The sequence below is a fragment of the Flavobacterium sp. genome (genome assembly GCF_049318325.1).
In the GTDB taxonomy this organism is placed as follows: Bacteria; Bacteroidota; Bacteroidia; order Flavobacteriales; family Flavobacteriaceae; genus Flavobacterium.
The window spans coordinates 1-9,724 of the sequence record NZ_JBMOGQ010000089.1 but is presented as its reverse complement, the minus strand read 5'-3'; the positions used below and the strand labels follow the sequence as shown (position 1 = coordinate 9,724).

At 31.8% G+C, this 9,724-nt stretch carries 16 protein-coding genes; 10 read left to right on the top strand and 6 right to left on the bottom strand.

The annotated features are described in order from the left end of the window. The 7 genes from ACOYLP_RS08645 to ACOYLP_RS08615 all read left to right on the top strand — a co-directional run. Positions 1 to 154 (top strand): large ribosomal subunit protein bL28 (locus ACOYLP_RS08645; RefSeq protein WP_422855775.1); only part of this gene is annotated, 154 nt, incomplete at its 5' end. Positions 155 to 182: 28 nt separating this feature from the next. After that, positions 183 to 365, top strand: coding sequence for a 50S ribosomal protein L33 (gene rpmG, locus ACOYLP_RS08640; protein WP_422855773.1), 183 nt, complete (start codon positions 183 to 185; stop codon positions 363 to 365). A gap of 67 nt (positions 366 to 432) precedes the next feature. Beyond that, positions 433 to 585, top strand: a complete 153-nt coding sequence (locus ACOYLP_RS08635; RefSeq protein WP_136152050.1) for a DUF4295 domain-containing protein — start codon at positions 433 to 435, stop codon at positions 583 to 585. Between the two features lie 228 nt (positions 586 to 813). Then, positions 814 to 1,794 (top strand): signal recognition particle-docking protein FtsY, encoded by a 981-nt coding sequence (ftsY, locus tag ACOYLP_RS08630; protein WP_422855772.1) that lies wholly within the window; start codon positions 814 to 816, stop codon positions 1,792 to 1,794. A gap of 6 nt (positions 1,795 to 1,800) precedes the next feature. Beyond that, complete coding sequence (locus tag ACOYLP_RS08625) at positions 1,801 to 1,977, top strand: hypothetical protein (RefSeq protein ID WP_422855771.1); 177 nt, start codon at positions 1,801 to 1,803, stop codon at positions 1,975 to 1,977. Between the two features lie 146 nt (positions 1,978 to 2,123). After that, positions 2,124 to 2,585, top strand: coding sequence for a hypothetical protein (locus tag ACOYLP_RS08620; RefSeq protein ID WP_422855770.1), 462 nt, complete (start codon positions 2,124 to 2,126; stop codon positions 2,583 to 2,585). Continuing rightward, complete coding sequence (locus ACOYLP_RS08615) at positions 2,585 to 2,881, top strand: DUF721 domain-containing protein (protein ID WP_422855769.1); 297 nt, start codon at positions 2,585 to 2,587, stop codon at positions 2,879 to 2,881. Before ACOYLP_RS08620 ends, ACOYLP_RS08615 begins: the two co-directional genes overlap by 1 nt. Here ACOYLP_RS08615 and ACOYLP_RS08610 read toward each other — a convergent pair. Continuing rightward, complete coding sequence (locus ACOYLP_RS08610) at positions 2,878 to 3,321, bottom strand: DUF4268 domain-containing protein (RefSeq protein ID WP_422855768.1); 444 nt, start codon at positions 3,319 to 3,321, stop codon at positions 2,878 to 2,880. The two genes, ACOYLP_RS08615 and ACOYLP_RS08610, sit on opposite strands and share 4 nt — an antisense overlap. Positions 3,322 to 3,388: 67 nt before the next feature. Here ACOYLP_RS08610 and ACOYLP_RS08605 point away from each other — a divergent pair, with 67 nt between their 5' ends. Together ACOYLP_RS08605 and ACOYLP_RS08600 are read left to right on the top strand one after the other, a co-directional pair. Beyond that, positions 3,389 to 4,027, top strand: coding sequence for an NUDIX hydrolase (locus ACOYLP_RS08605; protein WP_422855767.1), 639 nt, complete (start codon positions 3,389 to 3,391; stop codon positions 4,025 to 4,027). Between the two features lie 56 nt (positions 4,028 to 4,083). Beyond that, positions 4,084 to 4,911, top strand: a complete 828-nt coding sequence (locus tag ACOYLP_RS08600; protein ID WP_422855766.1) for a lysophospholipid acyltransferase family protein — start codon at positions 4,084 to 4,086, stop codon at positions 4,909 to 4,911. 18 nt (positions 4,912 to 4,929) lie between these two features. Here the strand turns inward: ACOYLP_RS08600 and ACOYLP_RS08595 are convergent, their stop codons facing one another. Together ACOYLP_RS08595 and ACOYLP_RS08590 are read right to left on the bottom strand one after the other, a co-directional pair. Then, a complete protein-coding gene (locus ACOYLP_RS08595; RefSeq protein ID WP_422855765.1) occupies positions 4,930 to 5,568 on the bottom strand; it encodes a hypothetical protein in 639 nt (212 codons plus the stop codon). Between the two features lie 5 nt (positions 5,569 to 5,573). Further along, the gene (locus ACOYLP_RS08590; protein ID WP_422855774.1) at positions 5,574 to 6,068 is read right to left on the bottom strand and encodes an RNA polymerase sigma factor; all 495 of its coding nucleotides are present in this window, start codon (positions 6,066 to 6,068) and stop codon (positions 5,574 to 5,576) included. Positions 6,069 to 6,228: 160 nt separating this feature from the next. Here ACOYLP_RS08590 and ACOYLP_RS08585 point away from each other — a divergent pair, with 160 nt between their 5' ends. Then, positions 6,229 to 7,059 carry a CvfB family protein gene (locus tag ACOYLP_RS08585; protein ID WP_422855764.1) on the top strand — a complete coding sequence of 277 codons (831 nt, stop codon included), beginning with the start codon at positions 6,229 to 6,231 and terminating at the stop codon, positions 7,057 to 7,059. On the opposite strand, the gene ACOYLP_RS08580 is transcribed toward ACOYLP_RS08585, so the two are convergent. The 3 genes from ACOYLP_RS08580 to ACOYLP_RS08570 all read right to left on the bottom strand — a co-directional run. After that, positions 7,060 to 8,286 carry a serine hydrolase domain-containing protein gene (locus ACOYLP_RS08580; RefSeq protein WP_422855763.1) on the bottom strand — a complete coding sequence of 409 codons (1,227 nt, stop codon included), beginning with the start codon at positions 8,284 to 8,286 and terminating at the stop codon, positions 7,060 to 7,062. It lies immediately after the preceding gene. Positions 8,287 to 8,442: 156 nt separating this feature from the next. Further along, the gene (locus ACOYLP_RS08575) at positions 8,443 to 9,252 is read right to left on the bottom strand and encodes an energy transducer TonB (protein WP_422855762.1); all 810 of its coding nucleotides are present in this window, start codon (positions 9,250 to 9,252) and stop codon (positions 8,443 to 8,445) included. Positions 9,253 to 9,424: 172 nt separating this feature from the next. Next, positions 9,425 to 9,724: RNA polymerase sigma factor (locus tag ACOYLP_RS08570; protein ID WP_422855761.1), on the bottom strand; the 300-nt coding region annotated here is incomplete at its 5' end.

The window sequence follows — 9,724 nt, the reverse complement described above, 5'->3', positions numbered from 1 at the left end:
ATTTTCTGTTAACTTAGTTAAAAAACGTTTCTATCTTGCTGAAGAAGACAGATGGATTACTCTAAGAGTAGCTGCGTCTACAATTAAAACAATCAATAAAAATGGATTGGCTGCAGTTTTGAAAAAAGCTAAAGTTGAAGGATTTATTAAATAATTTCCAAATCCAATAAAAATAAAGTAAGATGGCAAAGAAAGGTAATAGAATACAAGTTATTTTAGAGTGTACAGAGCACAAAGGAACAGGTCTTCCTGGTACGTCTCGTTATATTACAAACAAAAACAAAAAGAATACTCCGGACAGATTAGAGATTAAAAAATTTAATCCAATCTTGAAGAGAATGACTATTCATAAAGAAATTAAATAATTCGAAATTTTTATAAAATAATAATTTCAAATTTGTTAACATTTTAAGGATTTTAAAGATATAAATCATGGCAAAGAAAACCGTAGCAACCCTGCAAACAGCTTCTAAAAGATTATCTAAAGCTATAAAAATGGTAAAATCTCCAAAAACAGGAGCTTATACTTTTGTTGAAAGCATTATGACACCAGAAGAAGTGGATAGTTTCTTAGCAAAGAAATAATTCCAATAAAATTATATATCAAAGCTACTTTCATTCGGAAGTAGCTTTTTTATTTTTATATTTTTTCTGAATTTAATATTTTGCTTAAGGAAGGGCAGCACCTCATAAAATTTTTATATTTTTGAGCAGTATAAAAATGATGAGGTTTGTCCTCGATAAATTATTAAGTCATAGTAAAATCTAATTGTCACCCTGAGCGAAGTCGAAGGGCTTAATCCTTAATTTTAAATGAGTTTTTTTAAAAGAATATTTTCCTCCGAAAAAAAGGACCCGAGCATAAGCGAACAGGCGAAGCAAACTTTAGATAAAGGTTTGGAACAAACCAAGACTTCTTTTCTTTCCAAACTAACTAAAGCCGTAGCTGGAAAATCAAAGGTTGATGATGAAGTTCTAGACAATCTTGAGGAAGTATTAGTTTCGTCAGATGTTGGTGTCGCAACTACACTAAAGATAATAAAGCGAATCGAAGAGCGTGTTTCCAATGATAAGTACATGGGAACAGAAGAATTAAATAAAATCCTTCGTGAAGAAATCGCCGGACTTTTATCTGAAACAAAATCGGGAGAAGAAACAGAGTTTAGCATTCCGGCCAATAAAAAACCATACGTAATTATGGTTGTTGGCGTTAATGGTGTTGGAAAAACTACCACCATTGGAAAGTTAGCATACCAATTCAAAAAATCAGGTTATAAAGTGGTTCTTGGCGCTGCCGATACGTTTCGTGCTGCTGCGATTGACCAATTGCAAATTTGGGCTGATAGAGTAGACGTGCCAATTGTAAGACAACAAATGGGAAGTGATCCTGCTTCAGTTGCTTTTGATACGTTACAAAGCGCGGTTACTCAAAATGCTGATGTTGTCATTATTGATACTGCTGGTCGTTTACACAATAAAATAAATTTAATGAATGAGTTAACTAAAGTAAAACGCGTAATGCAAAAAGTAGTTGAAGACGCTCCACACGATGTTTTATTAGTTTTAGATGGTTCAACGGGACAAAATGCTTTTGAACAAGCTACTCAATTTACAGCATCGACAGAAGTTTCATGTCTTGCAGTTACCAAACTTGACGGAACTGCCAAAGGCGGAGTTGTTATAGGAATTTCAGATCAATTTCAAATACCGGTAAAATACATTGGAGTAGGTGAAGGTATTGATGATTTACAGGTTTTTAATAAATTTGAATTTGTAGATTCCTTTTTTAAATAAAAAGTCATGAATAAAATTATATCTTTTTTTAAAGAATCATCTTCGTTAAAATTAATAGCAATAGGTATTGGAATTGCGGGACTAAGTTACTTTATAGAAAAACCTTTACCAAGTATTTTCCTTGGGTTGCGACTGTTTGCTTTTGTATTATTTGTTTATGCCGTAATCAGATTTAGAAAGTAATTTTTACTGAGACAAAGCACTAATTCTTGTCCAAAGCGTTAAAAAAAAATATAGAATCTCTAGTATCTTCGGCAGCAATATTTATTTTCTATGACTGTGTTAATTTTAAAAATTAAATTTGTCATTCATCAATACGATTTTATGCTATGAAAAATACAAGGTTACTTCGCTTATTCGTTAATGCTCTAGTGTTACTTTTTATTATGTTGCTGATTTCGTGTCATTCTAATGTAAAGAAGGAAGATATCGCAAAAATCAATGGCTATTGGGAAATCAAACAGGTTAAATTCTCGACTGGTAAAACCAAAGACTATAAAATTAATGAAACTATAGATTATTTTGAACTTCGACAAGCTCAGGTTGACAATAAATTGGTAGGTTTTAGACAAAAAGTAATGCCGCAGTTCGATGGAAAATTCCAAACTAATGGCATCAAAGAAAATATTAAAATAGTTGAAAATGACAATTCTTTCTTTTTAGAATACAATACTAAATATGGCAAATGGAAGGAAGAAATCATATCCATTGAAGATTCAATTTTAGTTTTAAAAAACAAAGAAAATTTAGAATACACCTATAAAAAATTTAAACCATTCTCATTTAAATAATGGCAAGACGAGTAAGCAACGAAGGGTCTATTGGTGATGTTTTAAAAGAGTTTATTGAAAAAAATAAACTCCAAGACGGCATGGACAAAATCGACGTTGAAGCAGCCTGGAAATCGCTAATGGGAAATGGTGTCAATAGCTATACTAAAGAAGTGGTTTTAAAAGGAACTACACTTTATGTTTCGTTAACTTCGGCAGTATTGCGAGAAGAATTGAGTTATGGCAAACAGAAGATTATTAATATGATAAACGAAGAAATTGGCAAAGAAGTAATTAAAGATGTAATCTTGCGTTAAGTATTGATTTCTAAATCTTTGATATAGTCTTCGTGTTCAAAATAAAAATACTCAAACTGTGTCATTGTCTCGTTGAAAAAGTCAAAAATTGTTTCCCAATTATTTTTATTATTCAAACTCACACCTAATTTTTCTACCCAAATCCTGCTAATAATTTTACCGCATTCGAGATAAAAATTCCGCTCCAAAATAGCTTCAGGAAGATAATCTTCGAGCAAAATCGTCTTTAATGATTCAATCTTTTCAAAGTAGATTTTACGTTTTTCTTCGTCTTTTGGCTCAATATCCAAGAGTACTTGTGCCTTTTTATTATCGATATAAAACTTAAAAGTGACATCTTTTATTTTGGTGTCATAAAGCAACCATTTTCTGGGATAAGCCTTAGCAAATTCGGTCCAAAATTCTTTTTTTATGAGTAATGCTTCTTCTTTGCTAAACATTTTAAAGTTGTAAAAGTTTGAGTGCTTTGATTTTTTAAGGTAACTTTATAATCCTAAATTAATCAAGATGCATTTCGATGAGTTCTTAAAATATGCGCCAAAATTACTAAATGTTGCCCTTCCGGCAAGGGAAGCACATGTAAAAATGGTTCCGCCAAACAGAGAAGAATTATTGAAAAATATCGATTTCACTAAAACAATTCCCAAAAAGGCAGCCGTTATGATGCTTTTTTATCCAAAAAAATCAGAAACACATTTAGCATTAATTCTTAGAAATTCATACAATGGTGTACATTCTTCACAGATTGCGTTTCCCGGAGGAAAAGTAGAACCAGAAGATTTTGATTTAAGACAAACGGCTATTCGGGAAACCTATGAAGAAATTGGAGTTCATCCTAGTGTAATTAATGTAGTTTGCGCTTTTACTGAAATTTATATTCCTCCTAGCAATTATATGGTTTATCCTTTTTTGGGTTACAGCCAAGTTGAATTAGACTTTGAATTACAAGTAGATGAAGTAGCAGGTATTGTCGAGTTGCCATTAAAAGATTTTTTGGATGATAAAATTATCGTTACCAATACCATGAAGACATCCTATGCGGGAAACATAGAAGTCCCTGGTTTTCAAGTAAATGAACACTTCGTTTGGGGCGCAACAGCCATGATGTTAAGTGAATTAAAAGAATCATTAAAATTAGTTTTATAACTTATTACTTTTTGTAGATTTGCCTTCCGAATTATCAGGTTTAATAAAATTAATTTATGGGTTTATTTGAAAGAAATCCCTTTGGTCATATTCTTTTTATAAAAAAATGGTTAATCCGAATTTTTGGTCTAATTACTCACAGAAGATACAGAGGTTTTAACGAATTGCAAATTGATGGTTCCGAAATCATTGCTTCTTTACCAGATAAAAACGTACTTTTTATCTCTAATCACCAGACTTATTTTGCCGATGTTGTCGCGATGTTTCATGTTTTTAATGCAAGTCTTTCAGGAAGGCATGATACTATTAAAAACTTAGGCTATTTGTGGCAGCCTAAAATGAATATTTATTATGTTGCTGCAAGTGAAACCATGAAATCAGGTTTGTTACCTCGTATTCTGTCTTATGTAGGTTCCATTTCGGTAGAAAGAACTTGGCGTTCCGGTGGTAAAGACGTAACCGAAAAACGTGAGGTAAATCCAAATGATACGGAGAATATCAGAATTGCACTCGAAGACGGTTGGGTAATTACTTTTCCACAAGGCACAACTAAGTCTTTTAAACCAGTTAGAAAAGGAACAGCTCATATTATTAAGCAATACAAGCCTGTAGTGGTTCCAATAGTAATTGACGGTTTCCGTCGTTCATTTGACAAAAAAGGCTTGCGTGTAAAAAAGAAAAATATATTGCAATCGTTTATCATTAAAGAACCTTTGGTTATTGATTATAATAACGAAACGATTGAGCAGATTGTTGAAAAAATAGAATTTGCCATAGAGCAGCATCCATCATTTTTAAAAGTGATTCCAGCTGAAGAAATTGAAGAACAAGAGCGCCTAAACAAGTTTAGAGAATGGAATATTGACAAAAAAGAGATTCCGTAATTAACTCGGATTTTATTTTTACAAATCTATTTTTTTTAATTCTTTATAATTGGAGTTCAGCTTTCGGAGTAAAATACCATACAATAAACGGTAGAACAACCAAACTAATCCAATAAATACTATAATACTTAATAGCATTATGCCAACTATAACAAACAAAGTTTGATAATTGTTTTCATTTGCTATTTTGTTTTTTACTATTTCCATTTTTGGATTAAATTCAAATTCCATGACAAAGGCGGCAATAATAGTCATAAGTGCCATTACCAAATTATACCAAACGTAATACTGAACCGTTTTACGTGTTTTTAAAATGTCGTGCATTAATTGATTCGTTGAAACTGTAGTCGAAATCTTGATATAGTTTTTATAAAAATTGTAGATAAACCATAAAATTACTACATAGTTTACAACATTTAGAACTTGGAAATATACACTAAGATTTTCCGCGTTAAGGTTTTTCAAGTTTTCATCAACTTTGAAAAAAACACTAATGACTGCCCAAAACAATACTTCAATGATACTGATAATCAAAATCCATTTTACAATAGAGGATGATTTTTTGTGCAGCATTTTATAAATTTCGTTTTCGGAAACTTGCTCGTAATAATGGCTGTCTTTTTGCCACGTTTTTTTTAATAAATCCAACTCTTCCATAATCCTTAGGGATTTAATATTTTTTTTAATTTACCTTTAATTCTGTTCATTTTTACTCGAGCATTTACTTCACTTATACCCAGAGTCTCTGATATTTCAGTATAATCTTTGTCTTCTAAATATAGAAAAACGAGTGCTTTTTCGATATCATTTAACTGTTGAACCGCTTGATACATCAACTTGATTTGTTCTTCTTCTTCAAAGTTGTATTCTTCTTGTGATATGAAATGTTTTTGTGCTTCGAATGATGTGGTTGCCACTGTTCGTGTACTTTTTCGATAAAGCGTAATGGCAGTGTTTAGCGCCACACGATAAGCCCAAGTTGAGAATTTAGAGTCTCCTCTAAATTTTGGATATGCTTTCCAAAGCTGAATGGTAATTTCCTGAAACAAATCTTTATGAGCATCTTCATCATTGGTATACAACCGACATATCTTGTGGATAATGTTTTGATTGTCCTTTAATTGCTTTACAAATAATTGTTCTAGATTGTCACTCATAGCCTCGTTAGTAATAAAAGCATCTGTTTTGTTACATTTCAAAGATATTAATTAGCTAAGAACACAAGAATGTTTTTTATCTGATACATAAGAATTATTCGTTTATAAGTGGCGAAAAATAAACATTATCTTTACAGCCTAAATTGCTAGCATTAAAAAAATGGAAATAGGACATTACAATACACTCAAAATAGCACGTGAAACTAAAGTTGGACTATTTTTAACCGATGGAAAAGACGATGTATTACTGCCGCTGAAATATGTTCCAAAGGAATACAATATAGGTGATGAGCTGATTGTTTTTGTTTATCTTGATCATGAAGAAAGACCGGTGGCAACAACATTGGAACCCTATATACTTATGGATGAATTTGGATTACTTCGTGTGAATTATGTTAATAATATCGGTGCTTTTTTAGATTGGGGTTTAGAGAAAGATATACTCGTTCCGTTTAAAGAACAAGCTAGGCCAATGGAAAAGGGAAAACGCTATTTGGTTTTTGCCTATATAGATGAAAAAACCAATAGAATTGTAGCTTCTAGCAAAACCAATCAATTTTTGAACAATGAAAATTTGACAGTTGCAGTTGGAGATGAAGTAGATTTAATCATTTCCCACATTACCGAAGTTGGAATTAATGTCATCATCAACGACATACATAAAGGATTGTTATACAAAGACCAAGTTTATGATGATGTCCGAACTGGAGATAGGATGACAGGTTATATCAAATCGATTCGTCCCGATAATAAAATTGATGTTTCGTTGCAAAAATTAGGATATGAGAACATTGAACCTAATGCCGAAAAAATCCTTGACGAGCTTAGAGCTAGTAGAGGTTTTCTGCGATTGAATGACAACAGTCATCCGGAAGACATTAAAACGGTGTTGAAGATGAGTAAAAAAACTTTTAAGAAAGCAATCGGTTCACTCTACAAAGACAAACTTATCGAAATTAAAGACGACGGAATTTATTTAGTAACAGAATAATCATTCTTCGCATTCTGTTTCAGGCGGAAGCGGCTTTTCTATTTCTGTTTTCTTTTCGTAAAAAAGACTGCTTACCATACTCAAAGTAGCATAAGGTCGGTTTGAATATTTATTTCCCAAACAAACTACAGTTATAGTGTCTTTTTTTACCGGAACAAATGACGTGTTGTTTCCATGCCACCAACCGTTGTGGTATATCATTTTTTCATTATTAGGAGGCAAAAATCGCATACGCATTCCCAAACCATAATCTTTAATTGGTTTAGCAACATCATGAATACTGCTATAACCAAAATATGCTTCCTCTATAAGCTCCGGCTTTATAAATTCGGGCGAATAGGTTCCCATATCAAACTTTACCAAATCCCTTGGTGTCGAATAAATATTTTTATCACCATATAAATTATCAAACTGATCCCATGGAAATATTGTAGTTCCTCTATACGATTTGGAAGCCGTTTCTCTATCCGTATCATAGTTAAAAACAAAAGTATTTTTCATTTCCAACGGTTTAAAAATTAATTCCTGCATGGCATGTCGATAGTTTAAACCGGTAGCTTTTTCAATGATTAAAGCTAAGATTACGTAATTGGTATTGCAATAATCAAAATGAGTGTCATTCGGAGTTTTTAATCGGAATTTATTTTGCACCATTAAGTTATAAACATCTTGATTAGTCAGTACTTTTCTTCGATTCCAATTCTTTTTCATCAATCTGGGAAAATTGGCATAATGTTGTAAACCGCTTCTGTGATTGAGTAATGTTCTTATTGTAGTGCTTTTATAAGGAAATTTAGTAAGCCAATCTGTTACTTTTTGATCTAGTGTAATATTATCTTGTTGCACTAATCTTAAAATAGCTGTAGCTGTTAACACTTTACTTACAGACGCTAAATGAATTGGAGTAGTAGCGTCAATTTTTTTTCCGGTTTTTAGATTAGCAAATCCTTTATAATCTTCATAAATGACACGACCGTTTTTTACAACAATGAAACCACCACTATAGTATGGAGAATTAATATTTTTGTTATAAAAAGAATCTATTTCTTTTCTTTTTTCATTGATGTATTCATCAGATACGTTTCCCATTTTAATCGGAAAACTAGAAATCACATACAAACTGTCATTGGGATTTTCCTTATCAGATTCAAAAGTGTTCCAATCCTTTTTTGGACTGTAAAAGTAGAATAATGTTGATAATAGGAGTGTAATTAAGGTAATCTTCATAACTGCAATAAAGTATACAATAATACCGATATTTAATCAAAATATAAACCTTTATTTTCTAAAATTTTTACACTAGTTATTAAAAATAATAAACCTGACAAGTTTTTAATTCTGGTCAGGTTCAAGGGCAAAAAGGGAGAAATACTAACGTAACTTTTAAAGGGTAACTTTTATCGGAAGTGTATAAAGTGTTCTCATTTTTTCTCCATCTTTATAGCCTGGTGCCCATTTTACTTTTAGTGATTTCAATACACGAATAGCTTCTCTTTCCAGATTTTTATCGGAACTTCTTAGCACTTTAATATTACTCATTGCACCGTCATTTTCAATAACAAAAGACATTATAACACTTATCATACTTAAATGTTCATCAACTTCTGGTTTTTCAATATTGTTGCCTACATATTCATAGAATTTTTTTATTCCACCAGGATATTCAGGAAGTCGGTCTAATGTGCCACTTAGAACAGGTTCACTTCCTACGTTTGTTGGAGCGATAGTAGTTAGAGTAGGGTCTTCTCCGCCTGTTGATGTAGAAACTGTCGAACCAGTTTCGGTTCCATTGCCAGAAGTATTAGAAGTCATTGGTATTGTTGCGGTCACCGGAACCTTTATTTCTTCAGGAGTTGTAGAAGCTACATATTTTTTAAATTTATTTGGTGAAGCAGCTTTAGCCTGAATCTTTGGATTCATAGGTTTCGTTTGCTCAACTCTTGGCTTTAGTTTTATAGGTGTAATTGTTGGTGAAACCGGACAGTTGATTATCGTGGGTTCAGGCTTACTTCCGAAAGAAGATAATAAGAACCAACCGCCAAGCAGAACTAAAATTAGTGTTAATCCACCAAAGAAGGCAAATAATGTAGTTTGTGAATTTTCCTGGCGTAACTGATACGCTCCATATGCTTTGTTCTTGTCTTCAAAAACCAGATCTATCCAGTTTTTTTCATAAATATTAACGTTTGACATAATTAAATGATTTAAAAGTTAAGTATCTATGTTACATAAGCAAGATGTTTTTATTATATAACGTAGCAGATTATAAAATAGTATATAATTTGGTAAAATATTTAAAATAAAAACATTAAAACCCCTTTTTCAATGAATTTTTAACAGATATTTTTAATAAAAAAAGAAGTGATTATTTTTTGCTTTCGATGATTTCTGCCAACAGTTTTTTGGCGCGAAGCAATTTTATTTTAACATTACTCAATGGTTCATTAAGTTGTTCTGAAATTTCCTGATAACTCATTTCCTGAAAATAACGCAGTTGAATTACTTCCTGGTAATGAGGTTTTAATTCTTTGATGAATTGCAATAACCGGGATAAGTTTTGTTCTATAATTAATGAATCTTCAATAGATGGAGTAGTATCGGCAATTGTATAGGCGAGTTGATCTTCTTCATCGGTGATTTCAACAAATATCGTCGATTTTTTTTT

What these genes read in the sequence shown, in the direction of transcription:
- ACOYLP_RS08635 (WP_136152050.1), top strand. Translation starts at nt 433, where the DNA reads ATGGCAAAGAAAACCGTAGCAACCCTGCAAACAGCTTCTAAAAGATTA.
- ACOYLP_RS08590 (WP_422855774.1), bottom strand. Translation starts at nt 6,068, where the DNA reads ATGAGTGACAATCTAGAACAATTATTTGTAAAGCAATTAAAGGACAAT.
- ACOYLP_RS08620 (WP_422855770.1), top strand. Translation starts at nt 2,124, where the DNA reads ATGAAAAATACAAGGTTACTTCGCTTATTCGTTAATGCTCTAGTGTTA.
- ACOYLP_RS08600 (WP_422855766.1), top strand. Translation starts at nt 4,084, where the DNA reads ATGGGTTTATTTGAAAGAAATCCCTTTGGTCATATTCTTTTTATAAAA.
- ACOYLP_RS08605 (WP_422855767.1), top strand. Translation starts at nt 3,389, where the DNA reads ATGCATTTCGATGAGTTCTTAAAATATGCGCCAAAATTACTAAATGTT.
- ACOYLP_RS08580 (WP_422855763.1), bottom strand. Translation starts at nt 8,286, where the DNA reads ATGAAGATTACCTTAATTACACTCCTATTATCAACATTATTCTACTTT.
- ACOYLP_RS08585 (WP_422855764.1), top strand. Translation starts at nt 6,229, where the DNA reads ATGGAAATAGGACATTACAATACACTCAAAATAGCACGTGAAACTAAA.
- ACOYLP_RS08575 (WP_422855762.1), bottom strand. Translation starts at nt 9,252, where the DNA reads ATGTCAAACGTTAATATTTATGAAAAAAACTGGATAGATCTGGTTTTT.
- rpmG (WP_422855773.1), top strand. Translation starts at nt 183, where the DNA reads ATGGCAAAGAAAGGTAATAGAATACAAGTTATTTTAGAGTGTACAGAG.
- ACOYLP_RS08625 (WP_422855771.1), top strand. Translation starts at nt 1,801, where the DNA reads ATGAATAAAATTATATCTTTTTTTAAAGAATCATCTTCGTTAAAATTA.
- ACOYLP_RS08595 (WP_422855765.1), bottom strand. Translation starts at nt 5,568, where the DNA reads ATGGAAGAGTTGGATTTATTAAAAAAAACGTGGCAAAAAGACAGCCAT.
- ftsY (WP_422855772.1), top strand. Translation starts at nt 814, where the DNA reads ATGAGTTTTTTTAAAAGAATATTTTCCTCCGAAAAAAAGGACCCGAGC.
- ACOYLP_RS08610 (WP_422855768.1), bottom strand. Translation starts at nt 3,321, where the DNA reads ATGTTTAGCAAAGAAGAAGCATTACTCATAAAAAAAGAATTTTGGACC.
- ACOYLP_RS08615 (WP_422855769.1), top strand. Translation starts at nt 2,585, where the DNA reads ATGGCAAGACGAGTAAGCAACGAAGGGTCTATTGGTGATGTTTTAAAA.